Genomic DNA, 24,118 nt, shown 5'->3' on the forward strand with positions numbered 1-24,118 from the left:
TTAACATATTGGAATATAAAAATATGTCTATTATAAAATTTGAAGACTTAAATGAATTGGAACAGGAGTTCATTGATTGTCTGTTTACTTATTATGAATCCAGTTTTTTACAAAATGAGGCATGTGGAAATATAAAAACAGCTGATGAGCCAGAAAAAAGAATCATCGTTGCTGAGTTAAGCGATATACAGCGAAAGGTGCTGAACGAGCGACTACACCTCAATGATTTAATTCTGAAAGAAATAAATGAATTTCATCAACTGATTTTAGGTGAGAATACTGTCATTTCACCTATGCAGATAGTAGTACTATTGGAACAGCTAAATGCATTAAAAGACGAGTTTGATACGCTTTCAAATACAATTCAAAAAAAACGTTATAGTGTCATTTTACAGGCTTATCAGGCTCTGGATGAAAATATTTGCACCCAACGCAATTTAAAGATTTTGAAACGAATGAGAGGTATTCGGGCAGTCAAAGTTCGTAATGATAAGAATGTATACCCACGGCATCAAATTCTGTATCGGGTTTTAAGGGATGAAGCTCATAAAAATGGTCGGTGGGAGAATTTATCACAGGCGGTAAAATCAATTTTGCCAATACTTAGACTTGAATATCAAAAAAATAATCTGGTCTGGATTCAGAATGAAATAGATTCTAAGCTGGCATTGATTGAAGAATTGGAAAAGGGACGACTCATTAATTCCCATAATAAACAGAATGAAAATTATCATGGAAAGGTTTATCAGAATCGTAAATATCAGAACAGGATCGACAAACTTCAGTTAGAAATAAACGAATTAATCATTGCTCAGAAGTCAACTGACCCTGCTTTGCTGCTGGGGAAAAAAATACCCTATAACACCATTTATAATGATGAAAGTATTCTTCACCACTTAAGGGATTGTACTGAACTGTTACAGGATATTCTTATTCAAAAGTGATAAGAAGTACTCATAAAAAACAATCATCAGCTTATTCATTACCAAAAGTATCAGAAGCAATTTGATCAACGGATAGGTGCCTGATTTGCTCTAGCTGAATATTTTTCTGTATTTCCTTTAAAAACTGGAGTTTTAATTTCTGAATTTCACTGGCGTCCTGAAGGGGGCTATTGGTTAATTCATTAATGGTAATTTTACTGTTGATTAATTCATTAATGAGATACTTCTGGATGACTTCATCCTGTTTGCGTACCTGAAGCTGTTTAATATAAAGCATTTTATCAAGGGCTTTGATGCGTTGGTTCAATTCCTCAATAATCATGTCTTTTTCATTTAATTTTTGCTTATAGGGTGGAGGGAGCGTTTGCTTTGCCTCATACGTATTCATCAGGAATTCTAGACACTCTGCCTCAGTTTTAAGTTTGAGCTTTTCAGTCAATGCCTCCATTTTTTTGGCTGTATGTGAGGTTAGATAAAATTGCTTTCTCACATTCGCATGATTTTTCTTGGAATATTTGAAATTTCTGAATCTATTTTTTAGATCGGAAAAATATTTTTCATTGAGTAAAAGTACCCATTGATTCGTTATTTCTGCTACGAGTAATGGGTGGATCATGGTTTCGATGGGCTGAATTTGCAATCGTCCATCAGGAAGCTGAACTATCTGCAGTAGTGCCTGCTCTTTGTTACATTCGTGCTCTAAAAACAAGGATTTTAATGTCTGATCTTTATCAAGCCATTGTTGCAATGTCAGTTGTTTTCTTGCCATTTTGATGTTCTATGATGTTTGAAATTCTAATATGATTATAGATTTTAATTAAGGTGGAATAAACATTTCTAAATACGTTTAGTAAATGTTTATTTGTTTTAAATTTATTTTATAGTAAATATTTGTGCCTATCTAAAAATAATTCTAAAATTTACTAATAGCAATGTTGAATGAATAAAAATGTATGGATGAAATGACAGAAGAGCATAAGCAGCTCATTTTTAATTTTAATGAGTTATCACCACATAGATTAAGTTCCTACGCTAGACTGGTGCTGATTAAATTTATTAGTCTCTTTGGTACACAAAAAACCAACGATTCATTGTTGGAATTGTCTGAAAAGATAGGTGTGCAACATAAAAAATTAAAACTGGTATTGGAGGAGTTATCAGGCTTTGAGATATTGGAGTTTTCATATCCAGAAACAGGTCGGCGGGCAAGAGTTAGAACAATACAGCTGAATTTAGATTATTTAAATCTGCTATTGAGTAAAGTTAATCAACATGAAACATCCCATCATAGGTATGTCCGCCTTAAGAGAGCGATTAAGCAGTTTGACCTTTTAATGCTTATTTTAATCAAATTATCTCAAGTCAGAGTGACCACTAAAAAGTTTGATTTACTACCCGAACAAAAACTGGATTTTAGGGTATTGTTGACATTATCAAACTTGACTCGCTCATGTGATGCTTATGGGGTGATACGTAATATAGGTACAACACAACTGGTTGCTAAAACAGGGTTAAATAAGCAAGCAATATTTGATTCGATCTACTTTTTGAAAAAGATAGGTCTGCTTCGGGTACATGTGCATGGGACGATCAATAACAAATTTATAAAAAATATAACGCCAACCTACGTGTTGAATTTATCTCATACCTTTTGGGGTAATCATGCTCGGTATGGTCGGTTTTATATATTGGAAGCGAGTGAAAGACATCATTTTGAAATAAAAATGATTGCTGATATTTTTACGGTAATTTCTGAGCAGGTGCAGCCGTTGGATTCTGACAACTCACGCGATCTCAATCACCTTACGACATTGGTTCTTAAGGGGCTTGATTCAGATAAAATCAACATTATTTCTGGAACAATGATTGAGCGTATCCAGTCTTCATCACAAGTTCAGGAGACGATTTCTAGTTTCATTAAAGAATGTCTAATTCATTATTTGCAATTACAACAATGCCATCAGGAACAAGGAGATTTGACAGTATTTGCAAAAGTGTTCAAACAAGCATTAATCAATAAAAAGAAGCAACATATCAAGTTGAATGATTTGGATTCAAATTTGACAATGATGCAATGCTATTTTGAATCATGGTGTTGCAGACTGCTTGATCAGCGGGGTTTACGTCAGCATATCTTACAAGGTTCACTGTTATATGGTGTAGATATTTTAAATCGGACTACAATTGAAAAAGATATTTATCCTTTTGTCTTTCAAGAAAAATACCGTTTGGAATTGATTACAAATCCTGACTTAATCAGAAACAGCGATCCAGATGCGGACATCCAAATACAGATTCAGAAGCTAGAGAAACAGGAGCAACGGTTCATCCTAGAATTCTTATTATTTTGTTTGAATTTGATTGCCAAAAATCAGATTTTACCATTTTTAAAAAGTACGCGAAGACTCAGTCATGTAGCAGGCAAGTTTTTTCAAATTATACCAAAAGTCGAGTCGCAGAAAATGTATAGTTGTATCTATGTGCCCGATTCAACACTCACTAAAGATGAGTTTTTTCTGATCGATATCCCTCATCCAATTCGTGGGAAAGAGGAGGAATATTCGAACGAAGACTATTTGCTGAAATTCATTGAACCTAGTGTTGATGACATGAAAAAATATGGATTGCTGGATCAGTTTTATACAGGAGGAACTGAATTGCTGAATAAAAAAGTAGCGTAAGTTTAGCTTCTGTAATATTCCCATAATTTGGTTATTCTCGCTGTATGGCGCAGTGGTGTAATGGTCAGTCTAGACAGGTTTGCTTAACAGGTAATATATATTATTATCTATTAATAATATAAACAATAACTTATATCGTTGATTAAATACAGTGAGTTATTTAGTTAAGTATAGCCCATACTCAAATGGGTTATAGACAATGTATCAATATCAAATCACTAAAAGCATTCTAAATTAACCCTATAGTATGTTCCAAAGTCTCTAAGCATGTTCAGCTAAGCAGGATGACCACAACATCCTGCTTTAGAATCATGATCAGTAAAATTTTACATCTCTCACTTAGATATGAACCTTATGTTTCAGTGAGAACCTAAATGTACCAGAATAATCCATTAGAAAGTGAATCATCCATTCTTATCTCAATCGAAGATTTTATGGTTAGTACATGCCATGAGCAATTTGTTGATGATCATGAAGAATTCAAGCGAGAGCTGTTGGATGCTGTGTGTGCTTTTAAGGTGATTTACAGAGAAGATTTTACTTATTCCAGAATCATTAATGTTTTCAAAAGAGTGATTAATCTCGTAGATTACATTATGGATAAATTGGACTCCCATCTTTATGAAGATATTTTACGATTTGAACTAAACCACATCTTCCATATTCAAGGCATAATTCAACATGAGATGAAAAATACAATACGAGAACAATTCGATTTTCAGCGTCAAGAACAACGTAATCGCTTTAAACTGGAATGCTACCTAAATAAACTGCTTACACACTATGCTAGATTACAGTTTGTTCGAGTAGATATCTCTATTCTTAAAGAATATCAAATCCATTGGGGTATTCAAGACTTTAAGTATGCATTGGATATTCTATGTAATCGTATGTCAAATAAAGATACCTGTTTTAAGCACTTACAAGGTTATGTATGGGCATTAGAGCAGGGTGTAGAAAAAGGCTATCACTGCCATTTATTACTCATCTATGATGGGAATAGTCGTATAGAGGATTCAGGTTTAGCAAAACTGGTGGCTGAGTATTGGAAGCACATCACCAATCAACAGGGTACTCACTACAACTGTAATACCAAAGACAACAAGGAAAAATTTGATAAAAATGGATTGCTTGGGGTTGGAATGATTCATCGTGATCAACCAATACAAGTTACAAATGCGATTCGTGCAGCGATGTACTTGGTCAATCCTGAAAAAGAAGATCAGCGCTTACGGGCTAAAACCTCTCCACAGATGCGGACTTTTGGTACAGGTCAGTTTGAAGTAAAATGGCGCAGAGATATTGAACAAAATGAGTCATTATGATATTAAAAATAGAGAACACGACTATCAGATGTATTCTCTATCTTGTACAGTTTGACATCAAAAAGACAAACTTACATTTCCTTGATCGGTGATTAATTCAGCTTCAAGCACCTGATCACCACGGCATTTCAATAAGTACGATACTGTAGAGCTATAGCTCATTTGCACAGGCATCTTGCTATGAAAGTCAGCGGTGTAATAACCACAACGACCACGATTAATTTTCATGCCTTGTAGAACAAAAGGCTGATTGCTGGTCGATTGAATTTCAAGAATATATTCAATTGCCCCTTGTACATTAAAAGCAGATTGAGATTCTCTAGCACTAATGCGAGCCTTAACATTTAGATCGCTAACTTGTGCAGATTCATTCTCAAGCGGAATGTCAGCAGCTTCCTGAGTGTTGTTTGGATTAAGGTCAGTTTCCATCATGGCTTTCAGCACATCAGGATACTTATTCCATCCACTGATATAAGACTCCGCTTCCTTGACCTCAGCAGGTAAATAGACATGACCATTGTCAATAATCATCTGCATTTCATTGAGTTTAGCTTTAACTGCTTCCTCGGTATAAGGAGCATAGATTGATTGAGTATGCTGAGCAGCATTATTGGTAGGCTCACCTGAAGTATCAGTTTTTGGTGGTTGATTGTTCTGGCTACATGCCATTAACAGGGAACACAAGGCAATGGTGGAAAATAATGATTTCATGATTGCACTCCCTTATAATTTAGGACGAATAACAACAAACCAGACGAATAGTAGAATCAAAATTCCACCAACAATTTTACCGATTACAGGAAACATCACCGCAGGCCACACTAAGCCTTGCCCTAAATTGTAGGTAAATGGCTTATAGTTATACTGCCCCCAGAAATGTTGATAGATGGCAAAAAAGAATCCAATGACCAGATAAGTGCTGATCAGTCCAGCTTTAAGATTAGAATTCATTTACTTCCCCCCCAGTTGCAAATTTTGCCAATGCAATAAAAATTCCCATCACGATCATGAAGCTAATGAAGGGTAGACCCAGTACACAAATCACAGCGATGACGCAGATAATGCCTGCAAGTGTTCTCATGGCTACTCCTTCATACACTGATAGGACACATTGACCATATCCATCTGGAAGGATTCAGTTTGTTGTAAGGTGTAGATATTTTCTTTCAGTCCACCCTCACCATATTTCTTTTCAAGTTTGTCGTAGATGCATGAACAAGTGCTGTCATTAATGCCGCCTGTTTTACAACCACTGATAAACTGGCGTTCGGTTTTGCTGGCACAGCCTGATGCTAGAAGTGCAACTGAGACAACAATGAGTGAAGTTTGAATTTTCATCATTTCCCCTAATTTTTATTGTGTTATTTGATGTGTAATATATTTTGCTGAATTGACTAAAGTGTAGATCTGAAAAAGCTTTCCAAGGCTAGATAGCGTTTAGATCAGTCAAATAAGCAAAAAATTTTGAAAGTTGCTATTGCAACAGAGGAATAGAAAATCGTTTTAGGGAAAATAATATAGATAGAAAGTGCTGAGTCATGGTGACTACTCCTTTTGTATGAAAGAGAGTCTTACCAAATTACTGTCAAATAATGGTGGCAAGACTGGGCGGGTTGACAGACTGATACAAAAGGAAATCAGCGCACGCAAGCGTGCCCCTCCCAGTCTCACCGTAAAGGCGTGACTTAAGAGAACGCACAAAACCATCACAGCGTTGTTGTGCGCCTTTTGTAAACGGTCTGTCAAAACCGACTGACGATGTAGGTCAGCAGTCGAATGATAAAATTAAGGGTGAGTTTAGTCAATCGAGGTTATGAAAATATATAAATAAATCAATAATTTTATTATTTTTAATACACTAGTACTTTTTCAATTTTAAGTAATATAATTCTGGTGTCTAAAATAGTAAATTATCTGAAAATTCAAAAAATTAGGGGGATATATGAATTTTAAATTACTTAAAGTACGACTAGATAGAATTAAAACTCAAAAACATACACTTACTCCAGAAGATATGTTGATGTTAGTTACTCAAGAAAAAGCTGATCTTAATTCGGGGTTTTTCTCTCGCTTATTTAGTGTGACTATTCCACAAAAATGGGAATTTTCTATCAATTCATCTGAGGAAATTGGCGTTGCTTTAGAATTGGTTGAATTGATTGAAACAGTATTTATCCCTCACTATCAGGGGCATGCAAAAAATTATGCTTGGTTAGAGCAATGTATTTTATTCAAACTCAAGCATCAAGCGTCGATGAATATTTCTGAATTAGTCAGTCGGTATTTATCGAAGATTGAAAAAAGTGAACATTTACAGATTAGTCGAGAGATCTTAAAAATTTTATTTGAGCGTGAGCCTAGCAATGCTGTCATTAAAGCACAGGCGATAGTGTACAAACGTAGTCAAATCTATACTAGCGCTATAGAAAAGTTTGAGTACTATTTTGAGCATTGTTCTTATCAAGAAACATTATATTTTGATTATCTTGAATGTTTAATAATGCGGAAGAATGTTATCTATAATCAGGAAAAAGGAGAGTTTGGTGATTTGCAATATGCTGTATATTTACTTTGCTCTATAGACGATGCGAAAGATAGAGCATTACAAGGGAATCTACTCAATCGTGCTATAACAGCCCTTTTACCAGAAGACGTTATTGCAACTCGTCCTGAAGATACGAATTTCTTAGCTGACATGGGACGTGGGCTAAATAGTTTTAGTAAGGGAGTTGGTACATTTTTTGGAGGGCGTGATTCGCAGATTCCATATAGTGAAGGAATTATTGCGAGTGCACCAAAACTTTTGAAAAATAAAAAAATTGTTGAGTGTCTTAACCAAAATCAAAAAGCACAAAAAGAGCTAGAAAAAATATTATCTGATCAAGGGCTAAAGGTGGGTGTGGGCTTAACGGCATCCGCATATTCTTTAGGATTAATTTGGGATTATGCACATATTGATCCATCTGTATTAGATGCATTGAGCTTTGCATCAAAAGGAAATCCTGAAAACTTAAATACTTTACAAGACATTTCAGCGAATACACTAGATAGTGCAGGAGCAGTGACTCGTTTAACTGGTTATGTTGCTGAACAACAGGTTGCACTGAATTTACAACAACAAGGACATACAGTTGAATTTCCCGATAGCGCAAACCAAGCTGGTTATGATTTGATTGTTGATGGCACACCGATGCAAGTTAAGTGCTCAATGGATGCTGATTATGTATTAAGTCATTTTGATAAGTATCCAGATATTCCAGTGATTGTGAACAGTGAACTTGCAGAGCAGCTAGGTAATCATCCGATGGTGTTAGTGGATACCACTTTAAGCTATGAAGCTGTTCAGGAAACTACTGGTGTAGGACTAGAGCAAGTTTCAGATTTTGCGGATGTAGGAGATATGCTACCAATCCCACTATTAACGATTGGTTTAGCGGCATATCGTAATTATGGTGATTTTAATTCAGGTAAAGTGGATGGCGAGCAATACTTAAAAAATGTTGGCAAAGAAACTGCTGCAATTGCTGGAGGTGCAATGACAGGGTCAATGCTACTCGGCGCATTAGCAGGTCTTGCTACAGGTGGTGTTGGAGTCATTGTTGCGAGTGGTATTGGTGCATATATGGGAGGGGTTGCTGGTTCTACAGGTGCAAATAGTATGAATCGAGAAGCCTTGTGTAATCAGAGAGATATCGTAGTGAAATTACTCATTGAATTCGCAGCGTGGTTCAATGAAAATTTATTGGTTCATCGAACAAATGTGCTATTCAAACAGCTACAAAGTTTTGAAACTCATATGTTGAATAATGCTGATCGTATTATTACTTTTAGTACTTTATTGATCTATCAACATGAAGCTTATATGCGTGCCTATCATCTGAACCAATGGATATTACATAAGTTGCAAAAAGGTAATGAAATGGAAAAGGTTCAAGCTGGTTGGGTGGCTATTGATGAGTCAAGTAATTTTATATCAGTTGATCTACAGCCAAAAATTAATGAAATTAATCGTCAATTAGAGATTTATAGGGAACTTGCCAAACCTGATTCAGCACAGCCTAATCGTACTCATCAGCTTAAACCTGCTTGAGTGTTGGAATAATATTGATAGTTGTATTTGAAATAAAAAATTGGAGAGATTATTTACTAATTGAATTAGTAAATTAAAAGTTATTCCAAATAATTTCAGACACATAATATCCTAATGAGAATCATGAAACTCTTTTGAGTTCTTCATGAAAATATGAAAACAAAGTCTGCCATCGAGCAGGCTTTTTTTATGCACAAAATTTAAGGAGTCGAGCTATGAGCTTGAGCTGTCCCTTTTGCCATTCAACGAATGTGATATTGGTTGAAGCAAGTACACAACAATCAAATACGACCTTAACCAATTTGGTCACACCGACCACATTGGGTGCATTGGGAACCACGGTCGCAAAGTCTTTCAATCTGCCACCGATTGTCGGTGGAATAGCAGGAACGGTACTCGGCAGTGTGTTGAATTCATTTACCGAACAAAGCACACCACCACAGCAGAATTTATGCTTCTGCCACAACTGCTACCAAAAGTTTCCAGCGCACCTTTTGCATTAAAGATCGTTAGTAACCACACAAATTCAAATTTCATTTTCAAATTAAAAGGAATAAAACTATGGCACATCAACTTGAACAAATGGCGTATGTCGGAGAAACCCCTTGGCACGGACTAGGGAATCAACTGACACAAAACCAACCGATTGAAGTCTGGGCACAGCAGGCAGGTATGGATTGGCGGATTGAATCTTCTAATGTCAGTTATATGGCGCAGAATGACCGTGGGCAAAGCATCATCATGCCTTATGAAGAACAACGAGTTTTATATCGCTCTGATACCCATGCTCCACTGTCAGTCGTCAGTCAACGCTTTCAGGAAGTGCAACCGAGAGAGATTTTAGAATTCTATCGTGACCTCACCGAGCAATCAGGTTTTGAACTTGAAACCGCAGGTGTACTCAAAGGTGGCAAGAAATTCTGGGCACTAGCACGTACAGGGCAAACATCCATGTTGAAGGGCAAAGATGTCAGTAATGGCTATATGCTCTTGGCAACAGCATGTGACGGAACCCTTGCCACCACCGCACAATTTACCTCGATCCGAGTAGTGTGCAACAATACTTTAGCGATTGCCTTAAAAGGACAGAACAGCAGTGCAGGTGTGGTCAAAGTTCCACACAGTACTAAATTTGATGCTGATAAGGTCAAACAGCAACTCGGTATTTCAGTACGTGCATGGGATGAACACATGTATGAAATGAAGCAACTGACACAACGTAAAGTGAGTCAGATGGAAGCATCCGCTTACTTTGATGCCGTGTTCAATAACAGCACAATGAACAACGTGGTGGATCAGGAGGACAACATCATCCAGTTCTACCGTGATGTAGCCTTACAAGCCCAAGCCAATGGCAAGGACAAAGCTGAACCAAATGCCAAATCGATGAGTCGAGCTATGGAAATGTTTAATGGTCAAGGACGAGGTGCGGAGCTAAGTTCAGCCAAAGGAACAGCCTATGGATTACTGTGTTCAATCACAGAATTTATAGACCACGAACGTCGTGCCATGAGTACCGATCACCGGCTTGATTCAGCTTGGTTTGGTGCTGGCGCATCGATCAAACAACGAGGATTGGAACAGGCACTTAACATGCTTGCATAGTGCGGAATATACATTTTTCAATCATGGAAAGTTAGACCTAACTAAGCATTTTTAAATGGAATTTCGAATTTTAAAAATTATTAAAACCATAGCTTCGGCTGTGGTTTTTTTATGCCCATTTTTTGTGATCCCCATCATTTTACATAGCAAAATAATCAGGACTTCAATATGAATACCGCAATTTTAAATCCATCTATGCAACAGGCAAGTACCCCATTTATTGCCCCAAAATTATTCACAGCCAAACGCTTGGTCAATACAAAGAATATGACTCAAGCAGAATGGCTTGAAGTCAGACGCCAAGGTATTGGCAGTAGTGACTGTGCCGCAGCCTGTGGACTTAATCCCTATATGTCGATGCTAGAACTGTGGATGATCAAGACAGGTCGAGTTAAACAATCCATTGAAGATGAAAGCACAGGTCATGCCCCTTTATATTGGGGTAAACAACTTGAACCTTTGGTCGCTGAATACTACAGCATGCATACCAACAACAAAGTTCGTCGTATCAATGCCGTACTACAACATCCTGATGAGGATAAGCATTTTATGCTGGCTAACTTAGATTACTCGGTGGTAGGTAGTGAGGAAGTACAGATTTTAGAATGCAAAACCGCAGGGGAATATGGAGCAAAGTTATGGCGAGATGGTGTGCCTTTATACGTATTGTGTCAGGTGCAACATCAACTCGCTGTAACAGGCAAAAAGGCAGCGCATATTTGTGTGCTGATCTGTGGTCATGAAACTCGTATCTATAAAGTGGCACGCAGTGAATCAGTCATTCAACATATTGTGAATGCAGAGCGATACTTTTGGGAGTGTGTGGAAAATGACACGCCACCTTCAGTCGATGCCAGTGAATCGGCAGCTAAAGCCATTCAGCAACTCTATCCTCAACATATTCCACTCAGTGTCGAAGATCTCAGTCAAAATGAACAAGCCAATCAGTTGTTTGCTCAACTGATTCAAGAAAAGCATCATATTGAAAAACACCAAAACAGCTTTGATGAAACTAAGCATCAAATTCAGATGTTAATGAAAGATGCTGAACGAGCAACTTTTGCCAATGGTTCAGTGACGTGGAAACGATCTAAAGACTCCATTGCTTTAGATAATAAGGCTGTATTGAAAATGCATCCTGAACTAATCAATGAGTTTCCACAAAACAAGGTGGGGACACGACGTTTTCAAATCTATAGCAATGATGACTGACCCGATCAAAACCATGCATCTATATCGCTAACTATATATGCATGAAATATCCATTCTTCCCAAAAGCGCAAAAAAACCACCCCCGATCTACCGACTCCCGAAGGAGCGGTAGACCAACAATGGCGGTTTTTGCGAAGTCGTAGCTTTTCATATTTCTGTTTACTTACATAGCAAGGGGTAATCAGTAAAATTTTACTTATAGGACAAACAACATGATCAAAGGTTTAGCGATTACACCGCCAATACTCGGCAGAATTAGTATCGGTAAAGTGGTCGAAAAGAATGGTAAACGTCTGCCTGAAAAAGATGATCAATTTACGATTACTAGCCAAATTCAGAATAAGGATGGCTGGGTGAAACACCCACTGGATGAGCAGCTAAGAGCCAAGGCACAAAACCAGAAACTCAGAACCATTCCTGTCCGGATGATTTTTAATGATCCTGAACTCAACTTGCGAGCTGAGTACACTCTATTCGACCGACAAACTGGTCGGCCCATCTGTACTGGTAATGGTGAAACCTGTCAGCGACTTGGACAAAACGGGGTTGAACAGCATCCATGTCCATCACCTGATTTATGCCCCTTGGCCCAAGGTGGACACTGCAAGCCTTATGGGCGGCTTTACGTCAATCTAGATGAGTCGGATGAGTTGGGTACATTCATTTTTAGGACTACAGGTTTCAATAGCATTCGTACCTTAGCTGCACGGCTTCGTTATTACCATGCGGCTTCAGGTGATTTACTTTCATGTTTGCCATTGCAACTGACCTTACGAGGAAAAAGCACAACGCAAAGTTACCGTACCCCAATTTATTACGTGGACTTAACCTTACGTGATGGAATCAATCTACAAGAAGCCATTACTTCAGCCAAACAGATCGATGGACAAAGCAAGACAGCAGGGTTTTATCAGGAGGCTTTAGATCATGTGGCAAGGCTAGGTTATGGTAATGCCAGATTTGAGGTAGGAGGTGAGGAGGGACTGGATATTGTTGAGGAGTTTTATATCAATGAACCAAAACCAGAGCAGGGTCAGCAGCTTAGTGATTTAACTCATGTTCAAGACATTCAGAAAGGGTTGCAGCATTCTGTGCAGGCTCTCAATTGAAATGGACCTAGTTAGAAAAGAGTACTTGTACTCTTTTTTTTGCAGATTTTGGACTGTAGATAAGAAAATACTCACTCCTAGAATTTTTGAGAGATGGATTTACTTTAATAACGCTTTTTAGTATTTTGGTAGCAAATCAGAAGTATGTTCATGACTATGCGTTCAAGTAGGTTTTCTAAGCTTATACTCGCATTTGTCCTGTTTTTGTTTACCATAACAATTACGGGAGTTCATGCGTGGGCGCCTGTTCTACTTGAAAATATTGAACATCAGCATGAGTTGAGTATCATTGTAGAGGATGATGCTTCTAGTCATTGGTCTTTACAGCACTCAGATGATTCTCTAAAAAGTTCTGCTGATCATGATGCAGAAGCACATACGTGGAAGAATTTTGATGAGCCGATCTATCATCATTCAGTAAAGCCAATTTCTTCTGATAGTGATTTCAGCATAGATCCAATCTTTATTCTTAGTTTCGCACTTCCACTAGTTTTATTCTTTTTCCAGCTTTTTGAAAAGCCCGTTTATCGAGTCTTTTTAAAGCGGCGATCCCCTCTAGTATTTAGTAATTCTTATACTTTCTCTAAAGATTTAATCGTCCTACGTAATTGATCTTTCTATACAAAAAATAGTTTTTAATTTTTTTGTATAGGTAAAGTCATGTCTAAAAAATATCAGATATTTCTTACCTGTGGATTTGTAGCAACAGCAGCAAATGTATTCGCAGAAACGAATTATGCAGAACTACAAAAGCAGGTAATCGCAAATGATGCTGTACTCAATAGCTTACAGCAGTCCGAGCAAGCTTATGAAATCAATCAAAAGTTTGCTGGCAGATTAATTAATCCGACTTTCAATATGGAGTTGGATAATCTCGGTAATTCAAAATTGAAAGATTTGGATGGCCCAACAACCTTGCTGGGGCTATCACAAGAGATCCCCCTCAGTAATAAACTTTCCTTGAGAAAACAGATTGCGAGTTTTCAAGGTGATCGTAATCAGTTCGAAATAGCAAAGCGTCAGGCTGAACTCAAAGCAGATTTAAGAATCTGTATGGCGAACTGGTATGTAGCTACTCAGCGTGCTGAAATTTATTCTTCTGAGAGTAAATTGAATGCCAGACAAGCTAACGTTCTTTCCGAACGTCTTAAGTACGGGCGAGTAATTCCTTCCGATGCTCAACTAAGCATAGCACTTTCATCTGAGTCGAAATTGCGCCATCAAAATGAAGTGAAGAAGATTCAGTTCCAGAAAAATCTATGTTCTAAGTTCACTTCCAACCTGCCCAGTAGTGCATTGGAGGTTCCGCTAAGCTTTAATTTCACAGACAAAATAAGTTTGTCTGAGCAAGAAGCAACTTTAAGTTCAAAGCTGAAAAAAGCTCAGTTTGAGTTGGCTCGTAAAGAAGCAATACCAGATATTACTTTGGGAGTAGGGGTTAGAAACTACCAAGAAACCAATGACAAAGTCTTTCAGGTTTCGACATCAATACCCCTCAATATTTTTAGTCGAAATAAAGGCAATATTGCGATCGCTCAAGCAGAGCATACGAAAGCAGAAACACAGTCGGTGCTTGTGAATCGTAATTCTAAAATTGAATTGGAAAACAAGGCTATTGAGGTTTCCAACTTGATTGATGCGATTAAGCAATATGATCAAACGGTTTTGCCCGCAACAAATGAGAGTCTCCGAATTGCTGAAATGGGATACCAAGCAGGGAAAAACTCTTTACTTGAATTCAATAATATTAAGCAAATTTGGTTAGACAAACATCTTGCTCGATTCGATATGTGGTTGGCTTTGCAAACTGAAATTGCAGATGTCGAACGTAACTACATTACTCATTTAGATCAAGAATAAGGGCAAGAATATGAATAAACAAACCAATACATTGATTGCAACTGGTGTCGTTGCCTTACTTATCGTCTTATGTGCAATTGCTTGGTATAAATCGGGCAATAAAACACAAGCGAGCGCACATGGTGAGGTCGCCGAAGAAAAAGTAGCTGTGGCTGGAGATGAGAAAGGGCCTCACGGTGGTCGTTTATATCGAGATGGAGATTTCTCTGCTGAGGTCAAGATATTTGAGGAAGGAGTGGAACCACACCTCCGTGTTTATGGGTATTTGAAAGATAAACTACTTAAACCTGAAGACTTAACAGCAAATATCTACATCAAACGTTTGGATGCCGAGCAAAATATTCAATTTCAACCTGAGAGTGATTACTTAATTGGGAATGAAATTGTTTACGAGCCACATTCCTTTTTAATGATGATAAACGTTGATTATCAAGGGAAAAAGCATACTTGGAAATGGGATACGAAGGAAGGCCGTGTCACCATGTTGGACAGTAGTATTAAGAGCAGTGGATTAGAGCTTTTAAAAGTTGAATCAAAGATGTTTGAAAATGCTTTGGAGTTAAAAGGCGAACTGAAGTTTCCTGATAATTTTGAAAGCTTTATTACGCCTAAAGCCAGTGGGACATTGATCAAAACTTACCGTAATCTAGGTGATAAGGTGAGTCAGGGAGACTTACTTGCTGTAGTTCAAAGCCAAGATGTAATTCGTTTGAATGCCGATCGTAAAGTTGCTTTGGACAGCCTACAGTTTGCTCGTCAAAAAATGGAACAGGAACGAGCGCTATGGCAAAAGCGTGTATCACCTGAAATTGATTATATTTCAGCAAAACGAGACTTTGACGCAGCACAAACTCGTGCAAATGAGTTGAATAACTTAATCAACTCTTATGGTGGTTCTAGTAATGGTACTGTTGAAGTTCGTGCTGCAATGTCTGGAACAATATTAGAAGTCCTTGGTGCTGTTGGATCAAATGTAAGTTCTTCAACACCTATTTTTAAAATCGCAAATACTTCTCAACTTTTAGCAGTTGTTAATGTTCCCGCTGACAGGCTAAATGCTATAAATCCTAACAATAAGGTTAAAGTTAAACCTCAAAGCCCTGTGGATACAGAAGAAGCTTTAGGACGAATTAAATATATCAGTGATGTCATTGATCCAAAGACACGTACAGCACAGGTCTTTATTGAAGTACCAAACCAGTTTAAGTGGCGCTCAGGACAGTTAATCACGGCCCAAATTTTTGAAAATCAAAGTTTGAAGCCGATGGTTGTGCGTGAAGATGCTCTACAGAGCTTCCGTGATTGGGATGTTGTATTCATTCGTGTTGGCAATGATTTTGAAGCTAGGCCTCTGGAGCTTGGTGAAAAGTACAATGGGTATGTGGAAGTTAAATCTGGATTACGCGTAGGACAGGTTTATGCCGCTGGAAATTCATATCTTTTAAAAGCAGAGCTAGGGAAATCTGGCGCTACTCATGACCACTAAGGGGAGTAGCGACTATGTTTGACCAGATTGTTAAGCTCTCGATTAAGAATCGTTGGCTTGTACTTATCGTATTTTTATTTGTTGGTGCATTAGGGGTTTATAACTATTTCAAGTTACCGATTGATGCAGTCCCTGATATTACGAATGTACAAGTCCAGATTAATAGTGAAGCTCAAGGACTCTCTCCAATGGAGATGGAGTCTCAAGTGACCTATCCCATTGAAACTGCTTTGGCAGGTATTCCAAATTTAGACTATACACGCTCCGTATCTCGATATGGTCTATCTCAAGTAACGGCAATTTTCAAAGAAGGGACGGATATTTATTTTGCCCGACAATTAGTCAATGAGAAGCTACAAGGAGTGACACCAAATCTTCCCGTTGGAATTGCAACTTCTATGGGGCCTGTTTCTACAGGACTTGGCGAAATCTTCATGTATACCGTTGAAAATGCCAAGAACAATCCTAATCCACTTTCACCAACGGAATTACGCACCTTACAAGACTGGGTGATTAAACCTCAGCTTCGAAATGTAGAGGGTGTTAATGAAATCAATACCATTGGTGGTTATCTCAAACAATTTGTAGTTCAACCTGATTATGCTTATTTACGTAGCATAGGGCTGGATCAGAAGACAATTTTAGAGGCTATCTCTAAGAACAGCATGAATAAAGGCTCGGGGTATATTGAGAAAAATGGTGAACAGTATTTAATTCGTTCTGATTCTCAAATTAACTCGATTGAGCAAGTCCAGAATATCCCGATTACGACGAGCAATGGTTATATCCTCAGATTGAAAGATGTTGCCAAAATATCTATTGGTCACGAATTACGTACAGGTGCTGCAACTAAAGATGGGCAAGAAATTGTACTGGGTACAGCATTCATGCTTATTGGTGAGAACTCACGAAATGTTGCTCACGCTGTTGATCAAAAGCTACAACAGGTTCAAAAATCATTACCAGAAGGTGTGGAAGCAAAAGCTGTCTATAACCGTACAACTTTGGTTGATGCAACGATACAGACGGTGAAAAAGAATCTTTTAGAAGGTGCGATTCTGGTAATCGTTGTTCTGTTTGTATTTCTTGGTCACTTCCGTGCTGCGCTGATTACCGCTTTGGTCATTCCTTTATCCATGCTGATGACAATCACAGGTATGGTGAACCAGAAAATTAGTGCAAACCTTATGAGTCTTGGGGCACTAGATTTCGGGATTATTGTAGATGGTGCTGTTGTAATTGTTGAGGCCTCCTTAGCAAAGTTGGCAATTAAACAAAAAGAGCTTGGGCGAGTTTTAACAAGGCAAGAACGCTTTACGACTGTGTTTGAGGCGACTAAAGAATCCCGCAAAGCGATTCTCTATGGTCAATTGATCATTATCTTGGTGTATCTACCTGTAATGACTCTGACTGGTGTTGAAGGAAAGATGTTTACACCAATGGCTGCAACAGTGGTTATGGCTTTAGTGGCAGCAATGATTCTTTCAATTACGTTTGTCCCTGCAATGGTGGCATTGGTCACTACTGGTGAAATTAAAGAAGAAGAGTCAAAAATCGTCCATGGCATCAAAAGATTTTATAACCCAATTCTAGATTGGTCTTTAAATCACAGATATTTGCTAATCGCTTTTGTCTCTATTTTCTTTGTTTTTAGTGCAAGTCTTTCGACTCGTTTAGGCTCAGAGTTTATACCTTCCTTGGATGAGGGAGATGTAGCACTACATGCCTTGCGTATCCCTGGTACGTCGTTGACTCAAGCAATTGAAATGCAATACACGTTAGAAAAAGAGATTAAGAAAATTCCAGAAGTTCAGACTATTTTTGCCAAAGTGGGGACTGCTGAAATTGCGACTGATCCTGTTCCACCTAACGTAGCAGATAACTTTGTCATGCTGAAACCTCGTAGTCAGTGGCCTAATCCTGATAAGGAAAAGTCTGCGGTTGTTGCTGAAATTGAACGCGTATCTAAAGGCGTATATGGAAACAATTATGAGTTTACACAGCCGATTCAAATGCGTTTTAACGAACTTATTTCAGGTGTCCGAACAGATGTTGCCGTAAAAATTTATGGTGATGATTTAGAGCAGTTGCTTGAATCAGCAAACGCTGCCGCTAAGATTTTAGAGGGAGTCAAAGGTACTGCTGATCTTAAAGTCGAACAGATGTCTGGTTTACCCATGGTTTCTGTTGAGCTGAAAAAAGACATGATTGCCAACTATGGGCTTGATGCAGAGGATGTACAAAAACAGGTTTCTAGCCTAATCACAGGTGAGACAGTAGGTAAGGTGTTTGAAGGAGATCGAAAGTTCGACATTGTGGTACGTATGGATCAAAACTCGGTAACAGATCTAGAAAAGCTGTATCAGATTCCTGTGAGCTTAGCTGATGGTTCGAGTGTTCTTTTATCAGAATTGATCGAGTTAAAAAACGTTCAAGGACCAAACCAGATTTCTCGCGAAAATGGTAAACGGCGTATCGTCATTACAGCAAATGTTCGTGGAACTGATATTGGTAGTTACATTTCAGAAGCACAATCTAAGCTGAATGCTGATTTTAAATTACCAGATGGTTATTGGCTGACTTGGGGCGGTACGTTTGAGCAAATGGAATCTGCTTCAAATCGTCTTATGGTTGTAGTACCGATTGCTTTAATTCTGATCTTTGCCATGATCTATATGGCTTTAGGTAATGTTAGAAACAGTATCTTGGTATTCACAGGTGTGCCATTTGCACTAACAGGTGGTGTGATTGCTTTAGCACTACGTGATATTCCATTCTCAATTTCTGCGGCTGTGGGTTTCATTGCCTTATCGGGTGTTGCTGTGCTGAATGGTTTGGTTCTTGTTTCAGCCATTCAGCGACTTAGAGTTCAAGGTGAAAGTGTCATTGATGCAGTGAAACATGGTGCAATGGAAAGACTCCGTCCCGTGTTGATTACAGCTTTAGTCGCTTCATTAGGTTTTATTCCGATGGCCTTAAACGTAGGCATTGGCTCTGAAGTTCAGCGCCCAATTGCAACTGTTGTTATTGGTGGGATTATTTCATCAACCTTACTGACTTTGATTATTTTGCCAACCTTATATGTGTGGTTTAACCAAGGTAGGTCAAGAAAATCAAACGAAGCTGCTAAACAGGTTGTTTAGGGGCATCTTTAATGACAAATATATTGCGAGATAAACAAAACAAATTTGTGATGATGTTGCTAGTCTGCATGATCAGTCTCGCTTTATGTTTGCACTTTAAAGAGCATGTAACTGAAAATGAATTTCAGAGACACGTTTCAATTGATGCAATTAACTCTCACCATCATGAGATAAGCCAACAACATTCACATAGTCACCAAGATAATTACTATGAACATTTTGTTGGCTATGACGTACTTAAATCGGCCGCTTTAGCTCATCTCTTAAAAGGGATTTCGATTTTAGATTGGTCAAAAGAATATGTTTATCTGATGGTGAGTCGTATTTTTAAACCGCCCAAAAAGTTAATGGATTTTCAATTCATTTTAAATTTTGGAGTTTGATATACATGCAAATTATTGCTTCACACATTGTGAAATTAAGTGCTTACATAAAGCTATTACTTGCTTTATTCATTACATTGGTAAGCCCTACACTTTTTGCTCATGGAGTAGCGGAAGGTGATAAGGGCTATATTCAAGAAATTTATGGCATTCATGTGATTCCATTCATCTATTTGGGTGCGAAGCATATGGTCACTGGATATGACCATTTACTATTTCTTGTTGGCATTATCTTCTTCTTATACCGAATGAAAGATATCGGCTTGTACGTCAGCCTATTTGCACTTGGGCATTCGATTACGATGCTGGTGGGTGTTTATTACAATATCTCGATAAACGCCTACATCATTGATGCAATCATTGGTTTTTCGATTGTTTATAAGGCTCTAGATAACTTGGGGGCTTATCAGCGTTGGTTTGGTTTTCAACCAAACACGAAAATCGCGACTTTAATTTTTGGTCTGATTCATGGTTTTGGACTCGCAGTAAAAATTCAGGAATATGAAGTTCCGAGTGATGGACTGTTGGCAAATTTAATCTCATTCAATATTGGGGTTGAATTAGGCCAGTTTATGGCTCTGTGCATCATCTTGTTATTAATGACGTTTTGGAGAAAGACACCTTATTTCTTTAAAACAGCTTATCAAAGCAATGTCTTCCTCATGTTCCTCGGTTTTTTACTTGTTGGCTATCAACTTACTGGCTTCATTACTCAATAAGGATCTAAATTATGTATAACGCTGAAATTCCAAAAGATATCGAATTACCTTCATCAAAAAAGTTAATTAAATCAACAGCAATTGCTGCCGTAAGTGCCGTTATTGTGCTAGTTACCTGTGTCATGCCTGCGGAGTATGCAATTGATCCGACAGGTATGGGTAAAGTGCTTGGTTTAACGAAAATGGGAGAAATCAAACAATCACTAACTGAAGAGTCAGAAAATGGTATCAATGCTGCACAGGCAGTGAATAGTGTTGAACAAATATCAGTAGAAACTTCGACTCAAACGGCAACTGATAATGCTCAAATGATTATGCCTGCTATTAATAAAGAGAGCATTAGTATTGAGCTTAAACCGGGCCAAGCAACCGAAGTGAAACTGACGATGCCACAAAGTGCAAGTGTCAACTTTGACTGGAAAGCTGTTGGAGGTGGTCTTAATTATGATACCCATGGTGATCCAGTGAACGCTCCTAAAGGGTTCTATCATGGCTATGGAAAAGGAAAGAATGAAACAACTCAGCAGGGTGTCTTAAAGGCAGCTTTTGATGGCAAGCATGGTTGGTTCTGGCGTAACCGTACGGAAAATCCAGTGACTGTAACTCTACTTGTAGAAGGGCAGTTTAGTGAAATGAAGAAAGTCTTTTAAGTTTTGATCAATCTCCTTGGAATAATATTCCAAGGAGATTCAATTGCTAAAGAAGTCAGGTTCTAAAAGGAATCCATAAGATGCTAGAAGTACTAAAAAACACAACATATCGGCATTTGTTTTTGGCCCAAGTAATAGCGCTAATCGGAACGGGGTTAATCACAATCGCCCTAGCTTTACAGGCGTACGATATTGCAAAGGGGGAAGCAGCCCAAGTTCTTGGTATTGCATTGGCAATTAAGATGATTGCTTATATCGGTGTAGCGCCTATAGCATCTGCATTTGCTGAGCGATTACCAAGAAAAAAAGTATTGGTTGGGCTAGATGTTATTCGAGCATTAACAGCATTGTGTCTACCGTTTGTGACACAAATTTGGCAAATTTATATTCTCATTTTTATTTTGCAATCTGCTTCTGCTGCATTTACACCAACATTTCAGGCAATGATTCCAGATGTTTTACCTGAAGAAAAAGACTATACCAATGCGCTATCATTATCACGATTGGCCTATGATTTAGAAAATATTATTAGTCCGATGCTCGCGGCATTTTTATTAACTTTGATGAGTTATCACAACTTATTTTTGGGAACGGTATTAGGTTTTATCGGTTCTGCTTTGTTTGTGGTAAGTGCGAAATTACCAGTTGCCAAAGTACCTGCGTTTAGAGGTGTTTATAGCCGTATTAAGCAGGGAGCTAAAATTTATTTTAATACGCCTAGACTTAAAGCATTGCTTGCTCTCAATTTAGCAATTGCGTCAGCAAGCGCTGTAGTGATTGTAAATACCGTGGTATTGGTTCAATCGACATTTAAGCTAACTGAAAATGCGACTACTTGGGCTTTTGGTTTATTTGGATTTGGTTCAATGCTTTCGGCTTTCATTTTGCCTAAGATATTGGATAAGTTCCCAGATCGATCAGTGATGTTGACGGGAACAACAATTCTTGTAATTGGGCTGTTAAGTGGTTATTTCATTACATCTTATAATGGTTTGCTTGTACTTTGGTTTGTGCTTGGTATTGGATATTCTGTTTCACAAACACCTACAGGCCGTTTGATTCGAAAATCTGCATCGAGTGAGAGTAGGACCTCTCTATTCGCAGCGCAATTTGCGTTTTCACATGCTTGCTGGTTAGTGACTTATCCCTTGGTTGGATGGCTCACTACTAACATAGGAACATTACAAACTTTTATACCGATGGCAGTGATTGCAACGATTTCTTTATTACTTGCAATGCGTTTGTGGCCATCACAGGATGAGGCTCTTTTACCCCACAGTCATGATGATTTACCTCCAGATCATGAGCATTTGCAGCAGCATCGAATCAATGGAGTACACGTCCATGAATATATTATTGATGACTATCATGAAAAGTGGCCTAAATAACTCTTTTTCGACTAATGACTTAGAAAGATTCCGTTTGTTTGTTGTACAATTATAAGCTTATTTTATTGTTCAATAAAAAAAGGGGAACAACATGAAAAAACTAATCTTGGTATGTTTAATGGGGCTTGCGGTAACAAATGCTTTTGCTCATTCAGGTGGTACTGATTCTTCAGGCTGCCACACGAATAGCAAGACAGGGGATCGTCACTGCCATTAATAATAAAAATGAGTAGAACATTTTGTTCTACTCATTTTGAATAACGATCTAATAATAATAAGTACTGTTTCATTTCTTCTTCATCAAAATTTTGATCCCCTTTCAATACATGTTCTCTTAAATGTTGTTCAAGAAGTTGCTGCATTAACCCATTAACAGCACCTTTAATTGCTGCAACTTGTTGTAATACTTCAAGACAAGAGCTTTCAGGTGTTAATAATGACTTTTCAACAGAAGTAACCTGTCCTTGAATCCGCTTGATGCGATTAAGTATTTTTTTATCTTGATGCAAATGAGACATGATTTTTCCTAAAAAAAATATATACTGGGGGGAGTATCTTGGAAAGATAAAATTTATGCAACTTCATAGTAACTTAGATCGTCGTCATTCTCATCAATTCGATGAAGGAAATCCTTTAGCACAAAAGAAAATACTGATTGCGACAATTCTTACAGCAATCATGATGGTACTAGAGATATTGGGGGGATGGATTTTTAATTCGATGGCCTTACTCGCAGATGGCTGGCATATGAGTTCACATATGGTTGCTCTCGGCTTAGCTTATTTCGCATATCGAATGGCCCGACATTATGCTCATGATCAGCGATTTAGTTTTGGTACTTGGAAAATTGAGATTCTAGCAGGGTACAGTAGTGCTATTTTACTTATGGTTGTAGCACTTTTAATGGGTATTCAATCTATCGATCGATTAATGAATCCCGTGAATATTCATTACAATGAGGCAATACCAATTGCAATTGTTGGTTTATTGGTAAACTTGGTTTGTGCATGGTTATTACATGACGGAGGCCACCACCATCACCACGAGCATGATCATCACCATGAACACGACCACCACCACGATCATCATGACTTAAATCAAAAGGCGGCGTTTCTGCATGTAGTAGCTGATGCGGTTACTTCTGTATTGGCAATTGTTGCATTGTTTGCGGGGAAATATTTTGGTTGGAGTTTCTTAGATGCACTATTAGGTGTAGTTGGAGCTATTCTTGTCGCTAAATGGTCATGGGGATTATTAAATGAGACAGGAAAGACACTACTCGATGCAGAAATGTCTCACCCTGTGGTTGATGAAATCAAAGAGGTTATAGAGGAATTTCCTCAAGTTAATATTACTGATTTACATGTTTGGAAAGTTGGTAGAGGCAAGTTTTCTTGCATCTTGGCTTTAGAGAGTACAGGTGTAGATTTAACACCAGATGTAGTGAAACAGGCACTCTCTATCCATGAAGAAATTGTGCATGCAAGTGTTGAAATACATTTTATTTGAATTATTGAATGGTT

At 38.0% G+C, this 24,118-nt stretch carries 24 protein-coding genes; 18 read left to right on the plus strand and 6 right to left on the minus strand.

Translation table 11 applies throughout. The features are described 5' to 3' along the window. Positions 1 to 23: 23 nt before the first annotated feature. Positions 24 to 944, plus strand: coding sequence for a hypothetical protein (locus WA249_RS16920; protein WP_000022452.1), 921 nt, complete (start codon positions 24 to 26; stop codon positions 942 to 944). A gap of 31 nt (positions 945 to 975) precedes the next feature. On the opposite strand, the gene WA249_RS16925 is transcribed toward WA249_RS16920, so the two are convergent. After that, a complete protein-coding gene (locus tag WA249_RS16925) occupies positions 976 to 1,713 on the minus strand; it encodes a hypothetical protein (protein WP_000101621.1) in 738 nt (245 codons plus the stop codon). A gap of 184 nt (positions 1,714 to 1,897) precedes the next feature. On the opposite strand from WA249_RS16925, the gene WA249_RS16930 reads away from it, so the two are divergent. Both WA249_RS16930 and WA249_RS16935 read left to right on the plus strand, forming a co-directional pair. After that, positions 1,898 to 3,625, plus strand: coding sequence for a hypothetical protein (locus tag WA249_RS16930; protein WP_000344079.1), 1,728 nt, complete (start codon positions 1,898 to 1,900; stop codon positions 3,623 to 3,625). Positions 3,626 to 4,221: 596 nt separating this feature from the next. After that, entirely contained in the window at positions 4,222 to 4,950 is a 729-nt protein-coding gene (locus tag WA249_RS16935; protein WP_002041114.1) for a YagK/YfjJ domain-containing protein, read from the plus strand. A 57-nt stretch (positions 4,951 to 5,007) separates the two neighbouring features. Here WA249_RS16935 and WA249_RS16940 read toward each other — a convergent pair whose 3' ends face one another. Genes WA249_RS16940 through WA249_RS16955 form a run of 4 tightly spaced genes read right to left on the minus strand, consistent with a single transcriptional unit; the run spans position 5,008 to position 6,288 of the window. Beyond that, positions 5,008 to 5,661: a hypothetical protein gene (locus tag WA249_RS16940; RefSeq protein WP_000838342.1), complete on the minus strand. Its 654-nt coding sequence runs from the start codon at positions 5,659 to 5,661 to the stop codon at positions 5,008 to 5,010. A gap of 12 nt (positions 5,662 to 5,673) precedes the next feature. Beyond that, positions 5,674 to 5,901 carry a hypothetical protein gene (locus WA249_RS16945; RefSeq protein WP_001087629.1) on the minus strand — a complete coding sequence of 76 codons (228 nt, stop codon included), beginning with the start codon at positions 5,899 to 5,901 and terminating at the stop codon, positions 5,674 to 5,676. Further along, complete coding sequence (locus tag WA249_RS16950; protein ID WP_001259410.1) at positions 5,891 to 6,031, minus strand: hypothetical protein; 141 nt, start codon at positions 6,029 to 6,031, stop codon at positions 5,891 to 5,893. The genes WA249_RS16945 and WA249_RS16950 overlap by 11 nt, the downstream gene beginning before the upstream one ends. A gap of 2 nt (positions 6,032 to 6,033) precedes the next feature. Continuing rightward, positions 6,034 to 6,288, minus strand: coding sequence for a hypothetical protein (locus WA249_RS16955; RefSeq protein WP_000701730.1), 255 nt, complete (start codon positions 6,286 to 6,288; stop codon positions 6,034 to 6,036). 604 nt (positions 6,289 to 6,892) lie between these two features. Here WA249_RS16955 and WA249_RS16960 point away from each other — a divergent pair. The 14 genes from WA249_RS16960 to WA249_RS17025 all read left to right on the plus strand — a co-directional run bounded on the left by WA249_RS16960 (position 6,893) and on the right by WA249_RS17025 (position 22,812). Then, complete coding sequence (locus WA249_RS16960) at positions 6,893 to 9,040, plus strand: glycine zipper family protein (protein WP_001009680.1); 2,148 nt, start codon at positions 6,893 to 6,895, stop codon at positions 9,038 to 9,040. A 215-nt stretch (positions 9,041 to 9,255) separates the two neighbouring features. Then, a complete protein-coding gene (locus WA249_RS16965; protein ID WP_000058781.1) occupies positions 9,256 to 9,543 on the plus strand; it encodes a hypothetical protein in 288 nt (95 codons plus the stop codon). A 58-nt stretch (positions 9,544 to 9,601) separates the two neighbouring features. Next, entirely contained in the window at positions 9,602 to 10,645 is a 1,044-nt protein-coding gene (locus WA249_RS16970; RefSeq protein ID WP_000951122.1) for a DUF932 domain-containing protein, read from the plus strand. Between the two features lie 168 nt (positions 10,646 to 10,813). Continuing rightward, positions 10,814 to 11,857 (plus strand): YqaJ viral recombinase family nuclease, encoded by a 1,044-nt coding sequence (locus tag WA249_RS16975; protein ID WP_001090272.1) that lies wholly within the window; start codon positions 10,814 to 10,816, stop codon positions 11,855 to 11,857. A 212-nt stretch (positions 11,858 to 12,069) separates the two neighbouring features. Continuing rightward, complete coding sequence (locus tag WA249_RS16980) at positions 12,070 to 12,966, plus strand: recombination directionality factor (RefSeq protein WP_000589670.1); 897 nt, start codon at positions 12,070 to 12,072, stop codon at positions 12,964 to 12,966. A gap of 156 nt (positions 12,967 to 13,122) precedes the next feature. Next, positions 13,123 to 13,578, plus strand: a complete 456-nt coding sequence (locus tag WA249_RS16985; protein ID WP_002086797.1) for a hypothetical protein — start codon at positions 13,123 to 13,125, stop codon at positions 13,576 to 13,578. Between the two features lie 48 nt (positions 13,579 to 13,626). Then, positions 13,627 to 14,826, plus strand: a complete 1,200-nt coding sequence (locus tag WA249_RS16990) for a TolC family protein (RefSeq protein WP_000039774.1) — start codon at positions 13,627 to 13,629, stop codon at positions 14,824 to 14,826. Between the two features lie 10 nt (positions 14,827 to 14,836). Continuing rightward, on the plus strand, positions 14,837 to 16,312 hold the full coding sequence (locus WA249_RS16995; RefSeq protein ID WP_001041870.1) for an efflux RND transporter periplasmic adaptor subunit: 1,476 nt from the start codon (positions 14,837 to 14,839) through the stop codon (positions 16,310 to 16,312). 14 nt (positions 16,313 to 16,326) lie between these two features. Continuing rightward, positions 16,327 to 19,455: an efflux RND transporter permease subunit gene (locus tag WA249_RS17000; RefSeq protein ID WP_000460236.1), complete on the plus strand. Its 3,129-nt coding sequence runs from the start codon at positions 16,327 to 16,329 to the stop codon at positions 19,453 to 19,455. Positions 19,456 to 19,466: 11 nt separating this feature from the next. Then, a complete protein-coding gene (locus WA249_RS17005; protein WP_000181823.1) occupies positions 19,467 to 19,838 on the plus strand; it encodes a hypothetical protein in 372 nt (123 codons plus the stop codon). Positions 19,839 to 19,843: 5 nt separating this feature from the next. After that, positions 19,844 to 20,557, plus strand: coding sequence for a HupE/UreJ family protein (locus WA249_RS17010; RefSeq protein ID WP_001165581.1), 714 nt, complete (start codon positions 19,844 to 19,846; stop codon positions 20,555 to 20,557). Between the two features lie 11 nt (positions 20,558 to 20,568). Beyond that, on the plus strand, positions 20,569 to 21,207 hold the full coding sequence (locus WA249_RS17015; RefSeq protein WP_000282061.1) for a hypothetical protein: 639 nt from the start codon (positions 20,569 to 20,571) through the stop codon (positions 21,205 to 21,207). A gap of 80 nt (positions 21,208 to 21,287) precedes the next feature. Next, complete coding sequence (locus WA249_RS17020) at positions 21,288 to 22,595, plus strand: MFS transporter (RefSeq protein WP_000895211.1); 1,308 nt, start codon at positions 21,288 to 21,290, stop codon at positions 22,593 to 22,595. Between the two features lie 91 nt (positions 22,596 to 22,686). Next, positions 22,687 to 22,812, plus strand: a complete 126-nt coding sequence (locus WA249_RS17025) for a YHYH domain-containing protein (RefSeq protein WP_000733641.1) — start codon at positions 22,687 to 22,689, stop codon at positions 22,810 to 22,812. 31 nt (positions 22,813 to 22,843) lie between these two features. Here the strand turns inward: WA249_RS17025 and WA249_RS17030 are convergent, their stop codons facing one another. Further along, on the minus strand, positions 22,844 to 23,113 hold the full coding sequence (locus WA249_RS17030; RefSeq protein WP_000018740.1) for a metal/formaldehyde-sensitive transcriptional repressor: 270 nt from the start codon (positions 23,111 to 23,113) through the stop codon (positions 22,844 to 22,846). Positions 23,114 to 23,168: 55 nt separating this feature from the next. Between WA249_RS17030 and dmeF the strand changes: the two genes are divergently transcribed. Beyond that, positions 23,169 to 24,104 (plus strand): CDF family Co(II)/Ni(II) efflux transporter DmeF, encoded by a 936-nt coding sequence (dmeF, locus tag WA249_RS17035; RefSeq protein ID WP_001175951.1) that lies wholly within the window; start codon positions 23,169 to 23,171, stop codon positions 24,102 to 24,104. Positions 24,105 to 24,118: the final 14 nt, after the last annotated feature.

The sequence above is a fragment of the Acinetobacter sp. 161(2023) genome, assembly GCF_037027805.1.
Lineage (GTDB): Bacteria > Pseudomonadota > Gammaproteobacteria > Pseudomonadales > Moraxellaceae > Acinetobacter.

Coding starts and splice junctions, on each gene's coding strand:
- WA249_RS16920 (WP_000022452.1), top strand. CDS start 24: ATGTCTATTATAAAATTTGAAGACTTAAATGAATTGGAACAGGAGTTC.
- WA249_RS16925 (WP_000101621.1), bottom strand. CDS start 1,713: ATGGCAAGAAAACAACTGACATTGCAACAATGGCTTGATAAAGATCAG.
- WA249_RS16930 (WP_000344079.1), top strand. CDS start 1,898: ATGGATGAAATGACAGAAGAGCATAAGCAGCTCATTTTTAATTTTAAT.
- WA249_RS16935 (WP_002041114.1), top strand. CDS start 4,222: ATGGATAAATTGGACTCCCATCTTTATGAAGATATTTTACGATTTGAA.
- WA249_RS16940 (WP_000838342.1), bottom strand. CDS start 5,661: ATGAAATCATTATTTTCCACCATTGCCTTGTGTTCCCTGTTAATGGCA.
- WA249_RS16945 (WP_001087629.1), bottom strand. CDS start 5,901: ATGAATTCTAATCTTAAAGCTGGACTGATCAGCACTTATCTGGTCATT.
- WA249_RS16950 (WP_001259410.1), bottom strand. CDS start 6,031: ATGAGAACACTTGCAGGCATTATCTGCGTCATCGCTGTGATTTGTGTA.
- WA249_RS16955 (WP_000701730.1), bottom strand. CDS start 6,288: ATGAAAATTCAAACTTCACTCATTGTTGTCTCAGTTGCACTTCTAGCA.
- WA249_RS16960 (WP_001009680.1), top strand. CDS start 6,893: ATGAATTTTAAATTACTTAAAGTACGACTAGATAGAATTAAAACTCAA.
- WA249_RS16965 (WP_000058781.1), top strand. CDS start 9,256: ATGAGCTTGAGCTGTCCCTTTTGCCATTCAACGAATGTGATATTGGTT.
- WA249_RS16970 (WP_000951122.1), top strand. CDS start 9,602: ATGGCACATCAACTTGAACAAATGGCGTATGTCGGAGAAACCCCTTGG.
- WA249_RS16975 (WP_001090272.1), top strand. CDS start 10,814: ATGAATACCGCAATTTTAAATCCATCTATGCAACAGGCAAGTACCCCA.
- WA249_RS16980 (WP_000589670.1), top strand. CDS start 12,070: ATGATCAAAGGTTTAGCGATTACACCGCCAATACTCGGCAGAATTAGT.
- WA249_RS16985 (WP_002086797.1), top strand. CDS start 13,123: ATGCGTTCAAGTAGGTTTTCTAAGCTTATACTCGCATTTGTCCTGTTT.
- WA249_RS16990 (WP_000039774.1), top strand. CDS start 13,627: ATGTCTAAAAAATATCAGATATTTCTTACCTGTGGATTTGTAGCAACA.
- WA249_RS16995 (WP_001041870.1), top strand. CDS start 14,837: ATGAATAAACAAACCAATACATTGATTGCAACTGGTGTCGTTGCCTTA.
- WA249_RS17000 (WP_000460236.1), top strand. CDS start 16,327: ATGTTTGACCAGATTGTTAAGCTCTCGATTAAGAATCGTTGGCTTGTA.
- WA249_RS17005 (WP_000181823.1), top strand. CDS start 19,467: ATGACAAATATATTGCGAGATAAACAAAACAAATTTGTGATGATGTTG.
- WA249_RS17010 (WP_001165581.1), top strand. CDS start 19,844: ATGCAAATTATTGCTTCACACATTGTGAAATTAAGTGCTTACATAAAG.
- WA249_RS17015 (WP_000282061.1), top strand. CDS start 20,569: ATGTATAACGCTGAAATTCCAAAAGATATCGAATTACCTTCATCAAAA.
- WA249_RS17020 (WP_000895211.1), top strand. CDS start 21,288: ATGCTAGAAGTACTAAAAAACACAACATATCGGCATTTGTTTTTGGCC.
- WA249_RS17025 (WP_000733641.1), top strand. CDS start 22,687: ATGAAAAAACTAATCTTGGTATGTTTAATGGGGCTTGCGGTAACAAAT.
- WA249_RS17030 (WP_000018740.1), bottom strand. CDS start 23,113: ATGTCTCATTTGCATCAAGATAAAAAAATACTTAATCGCATCAAGCGG.
- dmeF (WP_001175951.1), top strand. CDS start 23,169: ATGCAACTTCATAGTAACTTAGATCGTCGTCATTCTCATCAATTCGAT.